Genomic DNA, 21,206 nt, shown 5'->3' with positions numbered 1-21,206 from the left:
GTGTTATAGTTTAATTTGATATTATGCGTCTTTTTGCAGGTAGGAGGATTGATTATGGACGAAGGCTTGCCTTCTGTCATTTTTATTGCAGTACTTATAGTTCTTTTTATTGATATACTTATTCATTCCATTTTCCGCGTTGTATGGCACTTCAAGGGCGATGAAATGGAAAAAGAAGAGAATATCAGGGTGTTTAAGTTTTTTAATGATGATGCCACAAGTATCGAAGGCTTTCTTATCAATGTTTTTTATAAAGCCATTTTGTATTTGTGCGGAGATCGCGGTGATGCCAGCCTTTCGGATGTGACTGAGGAAGAGATCAAGTCCATGGTTACAGAAGGACAGGAACATGGCGTTATCCTGGAGTCAGAAGCAGATATGATCTCCAATATTTTTGAGCTCTCAGATAAGGAAGCTCAGGATATCATGACAAATAGAAATGCCATGGTGGCTATCGATGCAAACATGACCCTTAAAGAAGCTGTTAACTTCATGATGGAGACCAATAACAGCCGATTCCCTGTATATCTTGATGATATTGACCATATTATTGGAATAATGCATATAAGAGATGCCATGAAAAAGCTCTCAGAGGAAACAGATGAGGAGCTTCCTATAAGGAAGATAAAAGGTCTTCTTCGTCAGCCTAAATTTGTACCTGAGACAAGGAACATTGATTCTCTTTTTCATAGCATGCAGTCATCTAAGACTCAGATGGTCATAGTAATTGATGAATATGGCCAGACTGCAGGACTTGTGTCCATGGAGGATATCTTAGAGGAAATAGTAGGCAATATCCTTGATGAATATGATGAGGATGAGAACTATATTAAACCTACCAAGAACAGAGGCGAATTTATCGTCGATGGTATGACTCCATTGGAAGTCCTTGAAAAGAAATTTGAGATCTCTTTTGAGGATTCTGAGTTTGAAACAATAAACGGTTATCTTATTTCCAAATTGGACAGGATACCGGAAAGTGACGAAGAATTTGATACTTCAGTTGAAGGCTATAATTTCAAGATCCTTTCTGTACAGAATCATATGATCCAGAGCGTTCTTATGACCAAGCTTCCGGAAGATGAGGCGGGCAGTGAGGAAAAAGAATTAGAAATAGCAAAATAGTTAATTATTATGAAAGGAAGTTTTTATGTCAGGACATTCAAAATTTGCTAACATCAAGCACAAAAAAGAAAAGAATGATGCAGCAAAGGGAAAGATTTTTACTATTATCGGTAGAGAAATTGCCGTTGCAGTAAAGGAAGGTGGACCAGATCCAGCTAACAACTTTAAGCTTGCACAGGTTATTGCAAAGGCTAAGGCAAACAACATGCCTAACGATACAATTGATCGTGGAATCAAGAAGGCTTCAGGTGCTGACGGAGCAGTTGATTACAAGAATATTACTTATGAAGGATATGGCCCTGGCGGAACAGCTATCATTGTTGAGGCACTTACAGACAACCAGAACAGAACAGCTTCAAATGTTAAGAGTGCATTCACTAAGGGAAATGGTAATGTTGGAACACCTGGATGTGTATCTTACATGTTCGATAAGAAAGGTCAGATCATTATTGATAAAGAAGAGTGCAAAATGTCTTCTGATGACCTTATGATGCTTGTTCTTGATGCAGGCGCTGATGATTTCAATGAGGAAGAGGACAGCTATGAGATCCTTACTTCTCCTGAGAATTTCCAGCCTGTAGTTGAGGCACTCGGCAGAGAGAATGTTGAGTCTGTTTCAGCAGAAGTAACAATGATTCCTCAGAACTACGTATCTGTAACAGATGCTGATACAGTTAAGTACCTTCAGAGAATCCTTGATCTTCTTGATGAGGACGATGATGTTCAGGCTGTTTACCATAACTGGGAAGAGGCAGACGAATAATTATTATTTTTAATATTTGATAGGCGGGGGGAGTCCTAAAATGAAATTGAAACGTATGTGGCCAGCGTATTGCATCTGGGCTTTGTTTATTATTTTTGATGTGGTGATGGTAGCGAGTTCCAGCTTCTTTTTAGGACTTTTTCCGTCTGATAAAAAAATAATGTATACAGCAGTTCTGACGGTTCTGGGAATTCTTTTGATGTCAGTGCTGATGGTGTTTTTTGGAAAGTTATATGACAGCATTGAAGATGGGGTTGCTTCAAGAGAAAACCTTTTTCACATTCTTTATGGGCTTTTGCTGGGAATCATAGTTGCCAGTGCATTCATTTTAAGGATGAAGGTCTGTGCCAATGGGGCTCTTGAAGTTTCAGGTAAGCTTTCTCTTTATGAAAATGCTGTGATCGGCGGCACAAATGTAACTCCCGAAAATGATCTGTTGTCTATCGTATACACCTTTATTCTCAGAGGTATCCTTTTTCTTACAGGTAATGACATAAACGTTGCGCTGTTCTTTGAGATTGTTTCATTCTGCATTTTTATCCTGTTTTCATCGGCTTCGGTAAAAATGTTATTAGGAAGCCTTCCGTCTATTGTTTTTGCTTCCTTTGTTTCATTTATGCCGATATTTGTTGACAGGTTCAGAATACCTTCTCTTGGAACTGACAATCTTTTTTACGCAATGTTCTCTGTAGAACTCTTTTTGATAGCGGCGCTTTTGAGAGGCACATACCGTGGACACTTTATATCAAGAGTTTGGATCATTTGGTACCTGATTGTTGGTGCTGTAATTGGCTTTATGGGCTATACAGATGCCGGAACACTTTTTACTATTGCACCATTTGTTTTCTCCATTCTGTTTATTGTCGGTCAGCAGTTAAAGAGTGGGCTGTTTAAATTAGTATTTGTTTTACTTGGTGGCGTATGTAGTTTCTTTGGAATGATCATCCAGGAACTTGGACCTGAAAATACGCTTAATACATTAGTGAAATGGGCTACATATTATTTTAAGAATCTTAATACTTTTAGCCTTTTCATGATCTATACGGATTATAAGATCATATATCTTATTACTGTTATCGCCATGTCCGGTATTATCATTGGATTTTGGAAAAACAGAAAGATTGACAGAATCTCTCCATGGCTTTTATCTATGCTTATTATTTATCTGACAGTTCCTTTTATGGGAGCTACACAGATGAATTCTCAGATAATGGTCACTATATTCTATGGCTTCGTACTTGCCTGCGTAGTCAGCCTTATTACAGTATCTCCGGAAGATGATGGACTTATTGTGATAGTGGATGAAGAGAATATAGAACAGGAGGAAACACAGGCAGAGGCAGCTGAAGAAAGCGCTGACGATGCTGATGAGGGCAAGGAAGAAATTGAGGATATTGCAAAAGAAATAGTGAATAAAAAAGTTAGTGAAGTTATAACAAAGGAAAAAGAAGTCAAAGAAGAACAGCGCTTTGTGCCGGAAGGAATGGTACTTCCTATGGAAACAGAAGCGGATTTGGGCGAACGAGATGAGGCACCAAGAATGAAGATGCCTAAATTTGAGGGAACGATCTCCATTGATAGAAAAGAGATCGAACAGGCCCTTAAGGATGATTTTGATATTCCGCTTAAGCCAGGCGATGATTTTGACTTTTAAAATATATAATTTGAAGGGACAATTATGAGAATAGAAGATTTGGACGCTTATGAGATAGTTGAAAAGAGAAGAATAGAAGATCTCAACTCTGAAAGCTATCTTTTGAGCCATAAAAAGACAAAGGCAAGAATTGCTCTTTTGTCTAATGATGAAGAGAATAAGGTTTTTTCTATTGGATTTAGGACACCACCAAAGGATTCTACAGGTGTTGCACACATTATAGAGCATACAGTTCTTTGCGGTTCAAAAGAATTTCCTATAAAGGATCCTTTTGTAGAGCTTGTTAAGGGATCGCTTAATACATTTTTGAATGCTATGACTTATCCGGATAAGACCGTGTATCCTATTGCCAGCTGCAATGATGCTGACTTTCAGAATCTGATGCACGTTTATCTTGATGCGGTTTTTTATCCCAATATTTATAAGACTGATAAGATCTTTAAGCAGGAAGGCTGGCACTATGAGATGGAGGATGAGTCCTCTGATCTCACAATTAACGGTGTTGTCTATAATGAGATGAAAGGTGCATTTTCTTCTGCAGATGATGTCCTTTCAAGAGAAATTCAGAATTCTCTTTATCCTGACACTACTTATGGCTTTGAGTCAGGCGGGGACCCTGATCATATTTATGAGCTCACTTATGAGGATTATCTTAATTTCCACAGGAAATATTATCATCCTTCAAACAGCTATATTTATTTATATGGAAACATGGATATGGCTGAAAAGCTTGATTATATCGATAAAAACTATCTCTCAAAGTTTGATTATCTTAAAGTTGATTCTGAGATTGCATCGCAGGAAGGATTTTCTTCACCTAAGGAGGTCAGAAAGCCATATTCTATCCTTGAGTCTGACAGCGAGTCAAAGAATACATATCTTTCTTATAACTGCAGTATAGGTTCAACCTTAGACAGAAAGACATATATTGCGTTTGATATTCTTGATTATGCACTTTGCTCAGCTCCGGGAGCCCCTATAAAGAAGGCTCTTATTGACAAGGGAATCGGACAGGATGTTTACAGTGAGTATGATAATGGAATCAAACAGCCTGTATTTTCAATAATTGCCAAAAATGCTGACAGTTCTCAGAAGGACGATTTTGTAAAAACTATCGTTGAAGTTCTTGAAAAGCAGGTTAAGGATGGCATTGACAAGAAAGCTCTGATGGCCGGACTTAACTATGATGAGTTTAAGTATAGAGAAGCTGATTTTGGAAGATTTCCAAAGGGACTTCTGTATGGCCTTCAGATTTATGACAGCTGGCTCTATGATGACAAGCTGCCATGGATTCACGTTGAAGCAAACAATACCTTTGCTGAACTGAAGAAAGAGGTTGATGGAGACTACTTTGAAAAGCTAATCGTAAAGTATCTTCTTGATAATAACCACAAGACAGTTCTGATGCTTGAACCTGAAAAAGGTCTTACTGAGAAAAAAGATGCGGAACTTTCAAAAAAACTTGCTGCTTACAAGGATTCCTTATCTGCAGATGAGATAAAGAGAATTGTCAAAGAAACAAAAGAGCTCAAGGAATATCAGGAAACACCTGATGATCCTGAGGACCTTAAAAAGATTCCGCTTCTTAAGCTTGAAGACCTTAAAAAGGAAGCTGAACAGTTCAAATATGAAGAAAGAGAAATGGATGGTGTTAAGATTCTTTTCCATGACATTTTTACTAATGGAATTGACTATCTGACATTTGTCTTTGACCTTAAGAATATAGATGCAAAGGACCTTCCATATGCTGCAGTGCTTAAAAAAGTGCTTGGCATGATGGATACTAAACACTATACATATGGAGATCTTTACAACGAAATCAACATACGAACAGGTGGAATAAGCGGATCTATCAGCACTTATACAGATTCTTCGGATGTTAAGAAGTTCGAAACTGCCTTTGAGATCAGCGTGAAGGTACTTCATGATAACCTTTCGTATGCTTTTGAACTGGTAAAAGAAATCCTTACATGTACTAAGTTTGATGATACAAAGAGATTAAAAGAGATATTTGGTGAGCAGTATGCAAGACTATCATCTGATCTTTCATCTGCAGGACATCAGACAGCGGCTCTTCGTGCCATGTCCTATGTTTCACCGGCAGCTTTTGTTTCAGACCAGGTAAGTGGCATTGGATACTTCAGAACTCTTGAAGAACTTTTGAAAAAAGTTGAAACAGATGAAGGAGCAAAGGAAATATCTGAACATCTTTATAGACTTTGCAAAATTATCTTCAGACCTGAGAATCTTTTTGTTGATATAACAGGAACAGAAAAAGAATATGAAAATGTTCCAAAGGAGAGCGTTTTGTTCTCAAAATCTCTTTTCACAGAAGAATGTGAAAAGGGCCATTTAGAGATCACAACTAGAAGGAAAAATGAGGCGTTTGTTACTGCAGGGCAGGTTCAGTATGTATGCAGAGCCGGCAATTACGCGAATAAAGGTCTAAAGTACAATGGGGCACTAAGAGTATTGAAGGTAATGATGGGCTATGATTACCTTTGGAAGAATATAAGAGTCGTTGGTGGTGCTTACGGATGCATGAGCAGCTATGCTAAAAATGGTGACAGTGCTTTTGTGACTTATAGAGATCCTAATCTTCAGAATAGTATTGATGTATTTGAAAAGGCATCTGATTATCTTAAGAACTTTGAGGCAGATGACAGAGTAATCCTTCAGTATATTATTGGCGCGATCTCTGATCTTGATACACCAAAGACACCTTCAGGCAAGGGAACTTATGGTCTTACTGCTTATATGTGTCACGCTAAAATGGAGAATATTCAGAAGAACAGAGATGAACTTCTTGGAACTACCAAGGAGACGATCAGAAGTCTTGCTGCGTACGTGGATGCATTTATGGAAGATAACTGTGTTTGTGTAATCGGAACAGCAGATAAGATTGAAGAGAGCAAGAATTTGTTTAATGTTGTGGAGCAACTTGTAAAAGCTTAATAGGGGGATTAGTTATGAAAAAGGGGAGCATTAAAGCTTTATTGTTAGGGGTTACAATTGGAACAACAGTAGGTCTTTGCGCATGTGGAAGCAGTGGATACACAGGCGCAAGCTATACAGAGGAATCTGCCGTAGAGTCTGCATATGACGCTAAGGGTTATAATGCATATGAAACGATGGATGCAGAAGCAGCAGAAGCGCCAAACGAATCTGTAGAGATGACAGAGAATGCAAATAGAAAGCTCATTACAACAGTAAATCTTAGCACTGAAACAGAAGATCTTAATAAGACAATGGCACAGGTCGAGAATAAGACCAAAGAGCTTGGCGGATACATTGAGAACAGCAACATCTATAATGGAAGCACATACTCCTCGTATAAAGAAAGCAGAAGTGCCAGCTACACCATCAGAATTCCTGCTGATAAGCTTGATCTTTTTATTGAATCTGTTGAAGCGGGAACCAACATCACTAATAAGTCAGTAAATGTCGATGATGTTACACTTCAGTATGTTGATATAGAAAGCAAGAAAAAAGCATTAAAGACAGAAGAACAAAGACTTTTAGAGATACTTGAAAAAGCGGAGACGGTTGAGGATATCATAAAGGTTGAAGAGAGACTTTCTGATGTAAGGTATGAGCTTGAAAGCATTGAGTCTCAGCTTAGAACCTATGACAACAAGGTCGATTACAGTACAGTTTATATGGACGTCTCAGAAGTTGAGCAGTATACGCCGGCTGAGAAAAAGGGCGTGATCGAGAGAATCGCAGAAGGATTTGTATATAACTTTAAAGAAGTGATCAATGCTTTGGTTGAGCTCTTTATATGGATAGTGATACATATCCCTCAGATCATTATTCTTTTGATCCTATGCTTGGCAGCCACATTTGGTTGCAGAGCATATGCTTCTTCCAGAAAAAAGAAACGCGAAATGAAAATGAGAGCATATATGCAGGCTCAGGGGCAGGTACAGCCACAGGTTCAGCCATCGGCAGGACAGGTAAATACACAAGGAAATGATAATGGAAATAAACAATAATTTTAAAACAGGCTTTATAACTTTAATTGGTCGCCCAAATGTAGGTAAATCTACACTTATGAACCATCTTATTGGACAAAAAATTGCTATAACTTCCAATAAGCCACAGACCACAAGAAACAGGATCATGACTGTTTATACAGATGATGATGCACAGATGATATTTCTTGATACGCCGGGCATCAATGAAACCAAGAATGCTCTTGGCGAATATATGTCAAAGGTTGCCAAAAGTGCCATAGAAGAAGTAGATATGGTACTTTGGCTTGTGGAGCCCAGCACTTATATCGGCGAAGTAGAGAGATCAATTATTGAAGAATTAAAGACATTAAAAAAACCTGTGATCCTTGTAATCAATAAGATAGATACTGTTCCGGCTGAAAAGCTTGAGCTTTTTGAAAATGCTTATAAGAAAGAAATGTCTTTTTCTAAGATAGTTCATGTGGCAGCCCTTAAGGGACAGAATATTGACGGTGTGATGGATGTCATCAAGGAATTCTTACCTGTGGGACCTCCATTTTATGACGAGGATACAATTACAGACCAGCCTGAACGTGATATTGTAGCTGAAATAATCAGAGAAAAGGCTCTTAGACTTTTAAAGGATGAAGTTCCTCATGGAATAGCAGTTACTATTGAGAGCATGAAGATGCGTGAGAAAAAGGCTGTAGAGGAAAAAAGTAAGAAAAAGAGACATTATCATCCCCCTAAACAGTCAGCTTTAGACCTTGATGCAATGCTTAAGGATGCAGCTATTGATTCATCAAGCGGAATGATGGATATAGATGCGACAATTATTTGCGAAAAGGATTCTCATAAAGGAATTGTTATAGGTAAAGGCGGGGCTATGCTTAAAAAAATCGGCACAGCAGCCAGAAAAGATATTGAGGATCTTTTGCAGTGTCAGGTTAATCTTCAGATATGGGTTAAAGTCAGAAGAGACTGGAGAGATGACAAGACTCAGATGAAGAGTTTTGGGTATGATGTGAATAGCTTTAAAAAGTAAGGATTTTTATGGAAGAACTTGTCTATGTACGTGGAATTATAATAAAGCATTCACCTGTAGGCGATTACGACCTTGTGGCAACTATTTTTACAGCTGAAAGAGGTAAGATAACAGCTTTTGCCAGAAATGCCAGAAAGCCTGGCAACAGACTTTCCGGTAATGTTGAGCCATTTAGTTTTGGTACATTTAAGCTGTATGAAGGAAGAAATTCCTATACTATTGTTGAGGCAAATATTGAAAACTACTTTGAAGGATTCAGACAGAATTTTGAAAGTGCCTGCTATGGCTCTTATTTTTTGGAAATTGTAAGTTTCTATACGAGAGAAAATAACGAGGATAAAGAACTCCTTAATCTATTGTATGTTTCACTGAAAGCTCTTTTGAAAAACAATATTCCCAACAAGCTTGTAAGATGTGTGTTTGAACTAAGAACATTAAAGACTCAGGGAGAATATCCGGGAATCCCGCAGAACATCGATCTTCTTGATTCCACCAGGTATGCAATGAATTATATTGCGACAAGTAATCTGGAAAAGCTTTATACTTTCACGGTTACAGATGAAGTTCTTTCTGAACTTGAAAGAATATCGAGCCGCTATATCGAAGATAGTATAGACAGACCACTAAAGAGTCTTGAAATGCTTAATATGATATAGCAATATGTTCTATTGAAAAAGAAAAACTATTTGGATATAATTACTTTGTTTGTTTTGAGGAAAAATCTATGAACGGGTTTATTATGAAAAGATTTGTCGGAGTTATCAGCGCGTTCATGTTGCTGTCATGCCTGTATGGATGTGGAAGTGATGAAGGGCAGCTTACAACTGTAGCACTAGATAAAAATGGGAAGATCACCAATACTATTTATGAAGATTTTGAAGAAGAGTATTATGATGTCTCTGAACTGACTCAGATGACAGAAAATGAGATTTCTACTTTTAATGCAGAAAGACTTACTGAAAAGATCACATTAGATTCAGTTGACAAGATTTCTGATGGTAATGCTGTTAAAATGGTTTTAAAATATGCAACACCGACAGATTATGCTGAGTTTAATGACACAACTCTTTATTTTGGAACTGTTCAGGATGCACTGGACAGAGGCTTTACTATATCCCCAGATCTTATTGATGAAAATGGTCTTAAGATAAACTCGGATACTGTAGAAGATAATAAGAACAACCATATTATTATCACAAAAGATAAATCGGTATTTATTACGCCTTACAATATAGTTTATTCTTCAAACGGAGTTTCTTTAAAAGGAAAAAAAGAAGCTGTTTTGTCTTCATCAACAAGTGAAGAAATACAGCTCATTCTTTCAAAATAATTTTTTTATTAAAATCACTTGCTTGTGATTGATGGGAGGAACATGGAAGCAAAAGCAAAATCAATGGAAAAGATCATAGCACTGGCCAAGGGAAGAGGATTTGTTTACCCTGGTTCTGAGATTTATGGAGGTCTTGCCAATACCTGGGATTACGGTAACCTTGGTGTTGAGCTTAAGAACAACGTAAAAAAGGCATGGTGGCAGAAGTTTGTACAGGAGAATCCTTACAACGTCGGCGTTGATTGCGCGATCTTAATGAATCCTAAGACATGGATTGCATCAGGTCATTTAGGAGGCTTTTCTGATCCTCTTATGGATTGTAAGGAATGCCATGAGAGATTCAGAGCAGACAAGATCATAGAAGATTTTGCTTCTGAGAATGGAATTACTCTTGAGTCTTCAGTTGATGGCTGGAGCCATGAGGAAATGGAGAACTTCATTAAAGAGCACAGCGTTCCATGTCCAACATGTGGCAAGCATAACTTTACAAGCATCAGAGAGTTCAACCTTATGTTCAAGACATTCCAGGGTGTAACAGAAGATGCTAAGGATACAGTTTATCTTCGTCCTGAGACAGCACAGGGTATTTTCGTAAACTTCAAGAATGTTCAGCGTTCTTCACGTAAGAAAGTGCCTTTTGGTATTTGCCAGATCGGTAAGAGTTTCAGAAATGAGATCACACCTGGTAACTTCACTTTCAGAACTAGGGAGTTTGAGCAGATGGAGCTTGAGTTCTTCTGCAAGCCTGGTACACAGACAGAATGGTTTGAGTATTGGAGAAAGACATGTTATGAATGGCTTCTTTCTCTTGGTATCGACAAAGAGCACATCAGACTTCGTGACCATGATCCTGAGGAGCTTTCATTCTATAGTGATCACACAACTGATATTGAGTATGCATTCCCATTCACAGATTGGGGCGAGCTTTGGGGCATTGCTTCAAGAACAGATTACGACCTTACAAGACATCAGGAGACATCTGGTGAGCCTATGGAATACTTCGATGATGAGACTAATGAGAAGTACATCCCATATGTAGTTGAGCCTTCTCTTGGAGCTGACAGAGTAACACTTGCATTCCTTTGCGAAGCATATGATGAAGAGAATATTGGAACAGAAGAGAAGCCTGATATGCGTACAGTTCTTCACTTCCATCCGGCAATTGCTCCTGTTAAGATCGGTGTTCTTCCTCTTTCAAAGAAGCTCAATGAGGGCGCTGAGAAGATTTATGCTCAGCTTTCAAAGAAATATAACTGCGAATTTGATGATCGTGGAAACATCGGTAAGAGATATCGTCGTCAGGATGAGATCGGAACACCATTCTGCATCACATACGATTTTGATTCAGAAGAGGATCACAAGGTTACAGTTAGATTTAGAGACAGCATGGAGCAGGAGCGTATCGCTATCGATGAGCTTGATGCTTACTTCGCTGATAAGTTTACATTTTAAGGAGTTTGTTTGATTATGAAGCAATATACTGCTAACGAGCTTAGAAAAGCTTGGAAAGATTTTTATATTAAAAGAGGTCACGTTGACTGTGGTGCTGTATCTCTTGTTTCTGACGGTTCAACAGGTGTTATGTTCAACGTTGCAGGAATGCAGCCACTTATGCCTTATCTCTTAGGTAAAAAGCATCCTCTTGGAACAAGACTTTGCAATGTTCAGGGATGTGTTCGTACTAACGATATTGATTCTGTTGGTGATAAGAGCCATGGAACATTCTTTGAAATGATGGGAAGCTGGTCTCTTGGAGACTATTTCAAAAAAGAGCGTTGCCAGTGGAGTTTCGAACTTCTTACTGAGCTCTTTGGCTTTGATGCTGATCATCTTGCAGCTACTGTATTTGCAGGTGATGAGAATGCACCAAGAGATGAAGAAGGTGCTAAATACCGTATTGAGTCAGGTTTCAAGCCTGAGAATATTTATTATCTTCCTGCTGAGGACAACTGGTGGGGACTTGAATATGGTCCATGCGGTCCTGACAGTGAGATGTTCTATGTGAAGGATATTCCTGATTGTGGCCCTAACTGCGGTCCTGGATGTCACTGTGGCAAGTATACTGAGATTGGTAATGATGTTTTCATGCAGTATGAGAAGCACCATGACGGACATCTTACACCACTTGCTCAGAAGAACGTTGATACAGGTTGGGGACTTGAGCGTATTCTTGCTTTCCTTAACGGTACTGATGACGTTTATAAGATTGATCTTCATGCTCCTGTAATTTCTTATATAGAAAAAGAGAGCGGAATTAAATATGACACTGATGAGAAGAGCACGAGATCAATGAGAATCCTCGCTGATCACACACGTACTTCTGTTATGCTCATTGGTGACGAAGCTAAGCTTTTACCTTCTAACACAGGCGCCGGATATATCCTTAGAAGACTTATCCGCCGTGCAGTCAGACATGCAAGAGCTCTTGGACTTAAGAAAGATCATATCCTTGGAGTGGCTTCAATTTATCTTGATGAGTATTCTGAGAGCTATGAGAATCTTGTAAAGAACCGTAGCTTTGTTCTTCAGGAACTTGGAAGAGAAATCGACCGTTTTGAGTCTACTCTTGAAAACGGTATGAAAGAGTTCAAGAAGATCCTTGATAAGACAACTTCTGAAGGAAAGAAAGTAATCGAAGGAAAAGATGCATTCTTCCTTTATGATACATTTGGATTCCCTGTAGAGCTTACTGTAGAGCTTGCAGAGGAAGAGGGCTTTACTGTTGATGAGAATGGTTTTGCTGCAGCAATGGAAGAGCAGAAACAGAAAGCAAGAGATAATCAAAATTTTGCTGCAAATCTTACAACAGGCGCAGGCTTATTCGATGAACTTGCAGAGGATATTAAGTGCGAATTTGTAGGATATGATTCACTTTCCTGCGAAGGAAGTGTTGTTGCTATGGCAGGTGCAGAGGCGCTTACAGACAGCCTTTCAGAGGGACAGCAGGGAACAATCATTACTGATAAGACATCCTTCTATGGCACAATGGGTGGCCAGGTTGGAGATATCGGTGAGATAACAGGAAAAGATGGAGCTAAGTTCAAAGTATCAGAAACTGTTAAAGTTGCTGGTGGAAGAACAGCTCATGTTGGAACTGTTGTTGAAGGAAGCTTTAATGTATCTGATAAGGTAACATTAGTTGTTGACGCTGAAAACAGAGCTAAAACATGCAGAAACCATTCAGCTACACATCTTCTTCAAAAAGCTCTTCAGGAAGTTCTGGGCGATGGTGTTGAGCAGGCCGGTTCTTACCAGGATCCTGACAAGACAAGATTTGACTTTAGCTATCATCAGGCTATGACTGCTGAAGAGATCAAGAAAGTTGAAGATATAGTTAATGCCAAGATTTTGGAAGCACTTCCTGTTGTTACAAAGGAAATGACTTTGGAAGAAGCCAAGAAGACAGGAGCTATGGCTCTGTTTGGTGAGAAATATGGCGATACAGTAAGAGTTGTAAATATGGGAGACTTCTCTATTGAGCTTTGCGGTGGTACACATGTATCTAATACAAGCCATATCGGTCTCTTTAAGATCGTTGCAGAGAGTGGTGTTGCAGCAGGTGTGCGTCGTATTGAAGCACTTACTGGAAGCAACGCAAGAGATTACTATCTGAATGTAGAGCAGACACTTAATGCATCAGCTAAGCTTGTTAAGGCAAATGCTTCTGATCTTGTTGAGCATATCAAGAAGCTTCAGGATGAGCTTAAGGCACTTAGAAGTGAGAACGAGTCACTTAAGAGCAAAGAGGCACAGGCTGCACTTGGTGATGTTACAGATCAGGTTAAGGAAGTTGCAGGAGTTAAGCTCCTTGCTACATCTGTTAAGGGCGTAGACATGAATGGTCTCCGTGATCTTGGAGATCAGATGAAGACAAAGCTTGGCGAAGGCGTTGTAGTTCTTATTTCTGAAACTGATGGTAAGGTCAACCTTATTACAATGGCTACAGATGAAGCTCTTGCAAAGGGAGCTCATGCAGGTAACCTCATTAAGGCAATTGCGCCAATAGTAGGAGGCGGCGGTGGTGGTCGTCCTAATATGGCTCAGGCTGGTGGTAAGAATCCTGCCGGAATTAGTGATGCTCTTGCAGAGGCAGAAAAAGTTCTTGCAGATCAGATAAAATAATTCTTGACGCATATACTTTTTGTGTTATAATTGATAATGTTATGTGAGCTATCATGCTCAGAATAAGCATAATAAATAACCCAATCAGTCATGTACTTGAAGGGACTGAAGGGAGGGTAAGAGTAGAGATGTCAACTGTAGTAGTAAAAGAAAACGAGACTTTGGATAGCGCACTGCGTCGTTTTAAGAGAAGTTGCGCAAAGGCTGGTATCCAGCAGGAGATCCGTAAGAGAGAACACTACGAGAAGCCTAGCGTTAGACGCAAGAAAAAGTCTGAAGCAGCAAGAAAGCGCAAATATAACTAAATCTAATAAAAAGCCTTTGGTTTATACCAAAGGCTTTTTTGTTGCACAAGACCGGCATGCATAATGCAATTACAATAAAGGTAGATTGCGTAGAAGGTATTGGAACAACAGTGTTGTATATCATGCTAAAAAAGAATATAATTTTATAGTTATTTTATATTAAGATGCTTGAATGAAATATTGGGGGATAATGGAGAAAATAAGTGATTTTTTCGAAAAAAACTCAGGAATTATATTAAAGTGCCTGATAGCCTCGTTTGTCATATTGGCTATCTGCTCAAAGTCCTCATTTTTATACCCTTTAAACGATTGGGGAGATGTTAGTTGCTATTATATTGAAGGGGAAGGAATATTGCATGGATTAGTTCCGTATAGAGATTTGGCAGAGCAGAAAGGACCAGTAATATTTTTTGTATATGCACTTGCTTTAGCGCTTAACGATAGAACATTTTTTGGTGTTTTTATCGTGGAGCTGATTAGTGCAACGATATATTTGTATTTTTCGTTAAAAACGTTAGGTATTTTGTGTGATGTTGAAAAAAAGAAATTGGTATAGCATTTGCAATAGCTGCTATTACTTTTTCGTCGCGTTTTTTTGCTTCCGGAGGTGGTCCAGAGGAACTTAGCTTGAGTATATTTTCTTTTCTTCTTTATTTGGAAACCAGGTATTTAGAAAATGATTCTTTTCCCAATAAAAGAGAGTTGATCCTTCTTGGCATCGGTGCAGGTCTTTTGTTTTGGACTAAATATATTCTTTGTGCGATGTATCTTGTAATATTTATTTTTGTTCTATTACACGCAATTTCGCGCAAAGAAGTATCCAGGATATGGGAAGCTATATTTTGGATAATCATAGGCATAATAATTGTGTCTGTGCCAGTATTAGCTTACTTTTGGGCGAATAATTCTCTGGAGATATTTTTCAAATCATATTTTCTTGATAACATTTTCCTGTATGGAACCGGTCGTGGCTTTATAGGAAACTTACGATTTGCATTGTTTATGCAGTTAGCAAAAAGAAATATACCTGTTTTGGCTTTGATTTTTGCAGGGTTCATTTGGATGCTGCATAGAAAGAAGACCCGCACTTTTATGTACATGTTTTCTTCTTTCATACTCACATTCGTTCTTTTGAATTGTGGTCATCCACATGCTTATAGTTCTATGCCATTATTGGTTTTTGTTATATGTGGAATATGGCCATTTGTAGAATATGCTAATAAGCATATCGAATGGAAACCGTGGCAGAGCATTTGTATTACATTGTTATTTACAATTGTATCTTATGTTTTTTGCCAAAATACAAATGAAATTCTTGTTTCAAAAGAAGATACAATCCAGTATGCTTTTGTTAGAAAGATGAATGAGGGGAAGAAAGACTATTCGCTATTATATTATGGACAGCTTGATGAAGGCTTTTATTATGCGGCTGATTATACTCCTAAGTGGAGGGCGTATGTTTCTCTTAACCAGGGAGGAACGGAACTTGAAGATTTACAGTATAGTTATGTGGACAATAAAGAACCGGATTATATTGTAACCAGAAAAATTTTATGTGATACTGAGGAATATCATAAAGTGACACAAGGCATGACTGAAGGGCAGATTAAGGACGTTGTTTCTTTCGATGATTTTAGTTATGAGATTATCGAAGAGGGCAGTGTCAATGATAATGGTCAAAAAGCAGCAATCAGGCTTTATAAAAAGAAAAGTTAATAGATTTCCTTTACAATGTTATGCTAAGAGAGAAAGAAAAAGTATGGCAATATATTTGGTAATAGCACTGATTGTGCTGATAATATTATGCGTTCTGGTAATTTATCATGACACGCACAGTTTTGTTGTGAGAAATTATGAGATAAAGTCAAACAAAGTAACTGAAGATTTTAAGTTTGTTTTTCTTTCGGATCTTCATGGGTACGTTTTTGGGAATAATAATGATAAACTTATTACCGCGATTGATGAGATAAATCCTGATGCAGTTATCTGCGGTGGCGATATGTTTACAGCTCATGCCAAAGACGGAAAAATTAAATACGAACCTGGATTTGATCTTATCAAAAATCTTTCCGGCAAGTATAAGGTCTATTATGGAAATGGCAATCATGAGTATAAGGTGAAAACTTTTACAAGAGAATTTGGCAATTTCTATGACAGATATAGGAGCAGACTGACAAAAGAGGGAGTTGTTTTTTTGGAAAATAACTCTGTTTTGCTGAAGGATAAGAATATCAGAATAACCGGGCTTGACCTAAACCATGAATACTTCAGAAAAGTTGTAAAAAGAAAAATGGATCCTTCACTGATGGGGAGGCTTGTTGGAAATATAAATGAAAAAGAAAAAGAGGAGTTTAGGCTTTTGATTGCTCATAATCCCCAGTATTTTGAAAATTATGCATCCTGGGGTGCCGATCTTACGATGTCAGGCCATGTTCATGGCGGAATTGTGAGACTCCCGATACTTGGCGGTGTAATTTCTCCGTCGATAGCTCTTTTTCCAAAGTATGATGGAGGTTTGTATAGAAAGGGCGATAAGACAATGATCCTTGGCAGAGGACTTGGAACTCATACTATACATGTGAGATTTTTTAACCCCGGGGAAGTTTGTGTAGTAAATATAAAAGGCGGAATTTGAGATATTCGGTATGAATTGTTTTTGTGAGGAAATACTATGTCACTAGAGATTAAGCTTCAGGTCTTTGAGGGGCCAATGGACCTTTTGATGCACCTGATAGATAAAAACCAGATAGATATCTATGATATTCCTATTGTAACCATTACGGAACAGTACATGGAATACATCAATGCCATGCAAAAAGAGGATATGGAAGTTACCAGCGAGTTCCTGGTAATGGCTGCAACTCTTATAGATATCAAGTGCAAAATGCTTCTTCCTAAAGAAGTCAATGAGGACGGAGAGGAAGAGGATCCAAGAGCTGAACTTGTTGAAAAGCTTCTTGAGTATAAAATGTATAAATATATGGCCTATGAACTTAAAGACAGGCAGATGGATGCGGGCTTGTCCTGGTTCAGACATAAAGATATTCCCAAAGAGGTAAAAGAATACGAGGCGCCAATAGATTTTAGCGGTCTTATTGGTGATGCGACTCTTACAAAACTTAACGAGATCTTCCAGGAACTTTTAAAAAGGCAGGAAGATAAGGTGGATCCAATCCGTAGTAAGTTTGGAAATATCGAAAAAGAGACTGTGGATATGGATGCCAAGACACTTTATATCAAGGCATATATTAGAGAGCATAAGAGCTTTAGCTTTAGGCAGCTCTTGGAAAAACAGCACAGTAAGACAGAGGTTATAGTTACTTTCCTTATAGTTCTTGAGGAAATGAAGCTTGGAGAAATAGAGATACAGCAGGACGGAACCTTTGCAGATATAATAATTACTTCCAGAAAGGCAAGCTGATATTATGACAAAAGAAGAAGGCGCAGGAATAGTAGAGGCTATTCTTTTTACTATGGGCGATTCAGTTGAAATAAGCGCTTTGGCTAAGGCAATGGAGACTGAGTCAAAAGAGATAAAGAAATATATTGAGTATTTAAAAGAGAAATACGAGAAAAAGGACAGCGGTATAGGCATCATAGAACTTGAAAACGCTGTTCAGCTTTGTACCAAGAAAGAAATGTATGAGTACTTGGTAAAGATTGCAAAAACTCCTAAAAAGGCAGTTTTGACTGACTCTTTAATGGAAACACTTTCCATAATCGCTTATAAGCAGCCAATCACAAGGCTTGAAGTGGAAAAGATAAGAGGAGTAAACAGTGATCACGCAGTTAACAGGCTTGTAGAGTTTGGCCTTGTTCAGGAGCTTGGCAGACTGGATGCTCCCGGAAGACCACTGCTTTTTGGAACAACAGAAGAGTTCCTTAGGAGCTTTGGAGTAAGGAGCCTTGAAGAGCTTCCAACAATAGGCCCTGTGCAGGTTGAAGAGTTCAAAGCACAGGCTGAAGAGGAAGTAAATGTAAAATTGGATATCTAATTTATTAAAAGATAGGGAAAATACTGAATTTTTATGTATTTTCTCTTTTTTTTGGCTTTTTTTATGATATACTATACTCTGACTTAAGTTGCGGGTTTATGCGATTTGAGATTGTGAAAAAATGCACAATAATCAAATAACATAGTTGCACACATTCACATAAAATTTATTGGAGGTTAAACACATGAGTAGTTCTTCACAAGCGAGTCAAAGAATAAATGCTTTGCTCGACGAAAACAGTTTCGTTGAAATTGGCGGCCTTGTGACAGCCAGAAACACAGATTTCAATCTGAAACAGGAAGAAACACCATCTGATGGAGTAGTTACCGGATATGGTGTTATCGACGGCAATCTTGTATATGTATACAGTCAGGATGCGTCAGTACTTGGCGGATCTATTGGTGAGATGCATGCAAAGAAGATTGTTCGCCTGTATGAGCTGGCAATCAAGACAGGTTCACCTGTGATCGGTCTTATCGATTCAGCTGGACTTCGTCTTCAGGAGGCAACAGATGCACTTAATGCATTTGGAGAAATTTATCTTAAGCAGGTGGAGGCTTCCGGAGTTGTTCCACAGATAACAGCTATCTTCGGTACATGTGGTGGAGGACTTGCACTTATTCCTTCAATCACTGACTTTACATTTATGGAAGCTGATAAGGCTAAACTTTTCGTTAATTCTCCTAATGTACTTGCAGGAAATTACAAAGAGAAATGCGATACATCAGCTGCTAAATGGCAGGCTTCAGAGGTAGGTAATGTTGATGTTGTAACAGATGAAGCATCTATCTACACTCAGATCAGAGAACTTGTTTCAATCCTTCCTTCAAATAATGAGGACAGCGATTCATATCAGGAATGCACTGATGATCTTAACAGAGCATGCGAGAACCTTGACGGCGCAGCTGCAGATCCTGCACTTGTTGCTGCACAGGTTTCTGACAATGGTCTTTTCTTTGAGACAAAGAGAGATTATGCAAAAGAGATGGTTACCGGATTTATCAGACTTAATGGCGCAACAGTAGGTCTTGTAGGTAACCGTACAGCTATTTTCGACGAAAACGGCAAAGAGGCAGAGAAGTTTGAAGATAAGCTTACTGCACATGCTTGTGAGAAGGCTGCAGATTTCGTTAACTTCTGCGACGCTTTCGACATCCCTGTTCTTACACTTACAAACGCAACAGGCTTTGGCTCATCAAAGTGTGATGAGAGACATGTAGCTAAGGCTGCCGGAAAGCTTGTTTACGCACTTGCAAACGCTACAGTTCCTAAGGTTAACCTCGTAACTGGTAAGGCTTTTGGTAGTGCTTACGTTATCATGAACTCTAAGGCAATCGGTGCAGATGTAACTATCAGCTGGCCTGATACACAGATCGGTACAATGGATGCAAATCTTGCTGCCAAGATCATGTGCGATGGAAAAGATGCTGAGACAGTAGCAAAGGCTGCATCTGATTATGCACAGCTTCAGAACAATGTTAAGAGTGCTGCAGCAAGAGGCTATGTTGATGAGATCATCGAGCCTGCTGATACAAGAAAGTATGTTATTGGCGCATTCGAGATGCTTTTTACAAAGAGAGATGAGCGTCCTGCTAAGAAACACGGCACAGTTTAATGAAGGGAGCACTCAAAATGAAGAGTAAATTTTTGGTTTTGGGAGTTGTTCTTAGCTGCTTCCTGAGTCTGAGTGCTTGTGGACAGGAAACAAAGACAAAGACAATCGATAGCAGCAAGTACCCGGCTGAAATGTTCAACGAGTCTTCTATTGTTTCTTACATGAATAACTTAGAGGATCAGAATTTCGAAGCATGGTACGCGGACGGAATTACTCCTGACAATTTCGAAGAAAAACTTTATGTTGCACTTGCCATGAAGTTCAGAACTGAAACTTCAAATGGAATGGAGAGAACAGTACTTGATGGCGTTGATGAAGATTTTTACAATGCTATAAAGTCTGGTTACACAAGCTGGTATAAAGCCCTCGATGAGATCGGATATACCAGTGATGCAACACTTGCTGATGAACTTTATATCTCAGATGTTAATTACTACACTAACGATGATGAGCAGCTTGTGATTGATGCTACACTTCAGGGCACAAAACATTCTGCATTGTTCCAGGTATATATGAACAATGAGACAATGGCTACTGACATGGGTATCACAGTTAATAAGTCAAGCGCTGAGAAACTTGAAAATGCCGGTCTTAATACGCTTCTTGGTATGGGAATGGCTTTCACTGTTCTTATAATCATTTCACTTATTATTTCTCTGTTCCCTATCTTTATTGGTGGAAACAAGAAAAAGAAAGTAAATGATAAAGAACTTGCAAAAGAAGCAATGGACAACACAATCAGCCAGATCGAAGAGAAAGAAGATCTTGTTGGTGATGCTGAGCTTGTTGCAGTTATAGCAGCTGCTATTGCAGCTTATGAAGGAAGTGCAAGCACAGATGGCTTCCAGGTTAGATCAATCAGAAAAGTAAATAAAAATTGGAAAAGATAAGGAGTATACACAATGAAGAACTATACAATAACCGTTAACGGAAACGTATATGATGTAACAGTAGAAGAAGGCGCAGGTTCAGGAGCAGCTCCTGTAGCAGCTGCAGCTCCTGCAGTTAAGGCTCCAGCAGCTCCTGCAAAGAAGGCAAGTGCTGGTGCAGGTTCAATCAAAGTTGAAGCTGGTGCAGCAGGAAAAGTACTTAAGATCAATGCAAGCGTTGGCCAGGCTGTAAAGAAGGGTGACACAGTTGTTACTATCGAATCTATGAAGATGGAGATCCCTATGGTTGCTCCTGCAGATGGAACTGTAGCAAGCGTTGATGTTGCTGCTGGCGATTCTGTTGAGGCTGGAACTGTTCTTGCAACTCTTAACTAATTAAATTGTCAGAGAATATTATTGTTGTTTT

The 21,206-nt window shown here is 38.7% G+C and carries 19 protein-coding genes; all 19 read left to right on the top strand.

Annotation, left to right across the window (positions count from 1 at the left end):
- The first annotated feature begins 54 nt into the window (after nt 1-54).
- The 19 genes from G585_RS0104355 (at nt 55) to G585_RS0104265 (ending at nt 21,175) form a co-directional block, all read left to right on the top strand.
- A complete protein-coding gene (locus tag G585_RS0104355) occupies nt 55-1,125 on the top strand; it encodes a hemolysin family protein (protein ID WP_026663771.1) in 1,071 nt (356 codons plus the stop codon).
- Nucleotides 1,126-1,150: 25 nt separating this feature from the next.
- Nucleotides 1,151-1,888: a YebC/PmpR family DNA-binding transcriptional regulator gene (locus tag G585_RS0104350; protein ID WP_022773242.1), complete on the top strand. Its 738-nt coding sequence runs from the start codon at nt 1,151-1,153 to the stop codon at nt 1,886-1,888.
- Nucleotides 1,889-1,928: 40 nt separating this feature from the next.
- Nucleotides 1,929-3,542, top strand: a complete 1,614-nt coding sequence (locus tag G585_RS0104345; RefSeq protein WP_022773241.1) for a hypothetical protein — start codon at nt 1,929-1,931, stop codon at nt 3,540-3,542.
- A gap of 24 nt (nt 3,543-3,566) precedes the next feature.
- Entirely contained in the window at nt 3,567-6,497 is a 2,931-nt protein-coding gene (locus G585_RS0104340) for an insulinase family protein (protein ID WP_022773240.1), read from the top strand.
- Between the two features lie 14 nt (nt 6,498-6,511).
- Nucleotides 6,512-7,537 carry a DUF4349 domain-containing protein gene (locus tag G585_RS17080; RefSeq protein ID WP_022773239.1) on the top strand — a complete coding sequence of 342 codons (1,026 nt, stop codon included), beginning with the start codon at nt 6,512-6,514 and terminating at the stop codon, nt 7,535-7,537.
- Nucleotides 7,521-8,543, top strand: a complete 1,023-nt coding sequence (era, locus tag G585_RS0104330) for a GTPase Era (RefSeq protein ID WP_022773238.1) — start codon at nt 7,521-7,523, stop codon at nt 8,541-8,543. The genes G585_RS17080 and era overlap by 17 nt, the downstream gene beginning before the upstream one ends.
- Nucleotides 8,544-8,551: 8 nt before the next feature.
- The gene (recO, locus tag G585_RS0104325; protein WP_022773237.1) at nt 8,552-9,199 is read left to right on the top strand and encodes a DNA repair protein RecO; all 648 of its coding nucleotides are present in this window, start codon (nt 8,552-8,554) and stop codon (nt 9,197-9,199) included.
- A gap of 68 nt (nt 9,200-9,267) precedes the next feature.
- On the top strand, nt 9,268-9,873 hold the full coding sequence (locus G585_RS0104320) for a hypothetical protein (protein WP_022773236.1): 606 nt from the start codon (nt 9,268-9,270) through the stop codon (nt 9,871-9,873).
- 42 nt (nt 9,874-9,915) lie between these two features.
- Nucleotides 9,916-11,325: a glycine--tRNA ligase gene (locus G585_RS0104315; RefSeq protein ID WP_022773234.1), complete on the top strand. Its 1,410-nt coding sequence runs from the start codon at nt 9,916-9,918 to the stop codon at nt 11,323-11,325.
- Between the two features lie 15 nt (nt 11,326-11,340).
- A complete protein-coding gene (alaS, locus tag G585_RS0104310) occupies nt 11,341-13,995 on the top strand; it encodes an alanine--tRNA ligase (protein ID WP_022773233.1) in 2,655 nt (884 codons plus the stop codon).
- 128 nt (nt 13,996-14,123) lie between these two features.
- The gene (gene rpsU, locus G585_RS0104305; RefSeq protein WP_013280615.1) at nt 14,124-14,300 is read left to right on the top strand and encodes a 30S ribosomal protein S21; all 177 of its coding nucleotides are present in this window, start codon (nt 14,124-14,126) and stop codon (nt 14,298-14,300) included.
- 190 nt (nt 14,301-14,490) lie between these two features.
- Nucleotides 14,491-14,856, top strand: coding sequence for a hypothetical protein (locus G585_RS0104300; protein WP_022773230.1), 366 nt, complete (start codon nt 14,491-14,493; stop codon nt 14,854-14,856).
- 71 nt (nt 14,857-14,927) lie between these two features.
- The gene (locus G585_RS0104295; protein WP_022773228.1) at nt 14,928-16,016 is read left to right on the top strand and encodes a hypothetical protein; all 1,089 of its coding nucleotides are present in this window, start codon (nt 14,928-14,930) and stop codon (nt 16,014-16,016) included.
- A gap of 43 nt (nt 16,017-16,059) precedes the next feature.
- A complete protein-coding gene (locus G585_RS0104290; RefSeq protein ID WP_026663770.1) occupies nt 16,060-16,935 on the top strand; it encodes a metallophosphoesterase in 876 nt (291 codons plus the stop codon).
- A gap of 36 nt (nt 16,936-16,971) precedes the next feature.
- Nucleotides 16,972-17,721 (top strand): segregation and condensation protein A, encoded by a 750-nt coding sequence (locus G585_RS0104285; RefSeq protein ID WP_022773226.1) that lies wholly within the window; start codon nt 16,972-16,974, stop codon nt 17,719-17,721.
- Between the two features lie 4 nt (nt 17,722-17,725).
- On the top strand, nt 17,726-18,295 hold the full coding sequence (gene scpB / locus G585_RS0104280; protein ID WP_022773224.1) for an SMC-Scp complex subunit ScpB: 570 nt from the start codon (nt 17,726-17,728) through the stop codon (nt 18,293-18,295).
- 184 nt (nt 18,296-18,479) lie between these two features.
- Nucleotides 18,480-19,910, top strand: coding sequence for an acyl-CoA carboxylase subunit beta (locus G585_RS0104275; protein ID WP_022773223.1), 1,431 nt, complete (start codon nt 18,480-18,482; stop codon nt 19,908-19,910).
- A gap of 17 nt (nt 19,911-19,927) precedes the next feature.
- Entirely contained in the window at nt 19,928-20,800 is an 873-nt protein-coding gene (locus G585_RS18745) for an OadG family transporter subunit (protein WP_051142959.1), read from the top strand.
- A 12-nt stretch (nt 20,801-20,812) separates the two neighbouring features.
- On the top strand, nt 20,813-21,175 hold the full coding sequence (locus G585_RS0104265; RefSeq protein ID WP_022773220.1) for a biotin/lipoyl-containing protein: 363 nt from the start codon (nt 20,813-20,815) through the stop codon (nt 21,173-21,175).
- The last annotated feature ends 31 nt before the right edge of the window (nt 21,176-21,206 follow it).

Source organism: Butyrivibrio sp. AE2015, from assembly GCF_000420825.1.
Classification (GTDB): Bacteria; Bacillota; Clostridia; order Lachnospirales; family Lachnospiraceae; genus Butyrivibrio.
Note: the sequence above shows the minus strand (reverse complement) of the source record. Positions and strands in the feature narration are given on the sequence as shown.

Coding starts and splice junctions, on each gene's coding strand:
- G585_RS0104355 (WP_026663771.1), top strand. CDS start 55: ATGGACGAAGGCTTGCCTTCTGTCATTTTTATTGCAGTACTTATAGTT.
- G585_RS0104350 (WP_022773242.1), top strand. CDS start 1,151: ATGTCAGGACATTCAAAATTTGCTAACATCAAGCACAAAAAAGAAAAG.
- G585_RS0104345 (WP_022773241.1), top strand. CDS start 1,929: ATGAAATTGAAACGTATGTGGCCAGCGTATTGCATCTGGGCTTTGTTT.
- G585_RS0104340 (WP_022773240.1), top strand. CDS start 3,567: ATGAGAATAGAAGATTTGGACGCTTATGAGATAGTTGAAAAGAGAAGA.
- G585_RS17080 (WP_022773239.1), top strand. CDS start 6,512: ATGAAAAAGGGGAGCATTAAAGCTTTATTGTTAGGGGTTACAATTGGA.
- era (WP_022773238.1), top strand. CDS start 7,521: ATGGAAATAAACAATAATTTTAAAACAGGCTTTATAACTTTAATTGGT.
- recO (WP_022773237.1), top strand. CDS start 8,552: ATGGAAGAACTTGTCTATGTACGTGGAATTATAATAAAGCATTCACCT.
- G585_RS0104320 (WP_022773236.1), top strand. CDS start 9,268: ATGAACGGGTTTATTATGAAAAGATTTGTCGGAGTTATCAGCGCGTTC.
- G585_RS0104315 (WP_022773234.1), top strand. CDS start 9,916: ATGGAAGCAAAAGCAAAATCAATGGAAAAGATCATAGCACTGGCCAAG.
- alaS (WP_022773233.1), top strand. CDS start 11,341: ATGAAGCAATATACTGCTAACGAGCTTAGAAAAGCTTGGAAAGATTTT.
- rpsU (WP_013280615.1), top strand. CDS start 14,124: ATGTCAACTGTAGTAGTAAAAGAAAACGAGACTTTGGATAGCGCACTG.
- G585_RS0104300 (WP_022773230.1), top strand. CDS start 14,491: ATGGAGAAAATAAGTGATTTTTTCGAAAAAAACTCAGGAATTATATTA.
- G585_RS0104290 (WP_026663770.1), top strand. CDS start 16,060: ATGGCAATATATTTGGTAATAGCACTGATTGTGCTGATAATATTATGC.
- G585_RS0104285 (WP_022773226.1), top strand. CDS start 16,972: ATGTCACTAGAGATTAAGCTTCAGGTCTTTGAGGGGCCAATGGACCTT.
- scpB (WP_022773224.1), top strand. CDS start 17,726: ATGACAAAAGAAGAAGGCGCAGGAATAGTAGAGGCTATTCTTTTTACT.
- G585_RS0104275 (WP_022773223.1), top strand. CDS start 18,480: ATGAGTAGTTCTTCACAAGCGAGTCAAAGAATAAATGCTTTGCTCGAC.
- G585_RS18745 (WP_051142959.1), top strand. CDS start 19,928: ATGAAGAGTAAATTTTTGGTTTTGGGAGTTGTTCTTAGCTGCTTCCTG.
- G585_RS0104265 (WP_022773220.1), top strand. CDS start 20,813: ATGAAGAACTATACAATAACCGTTAACGGAAACGTATATGATGTAACA.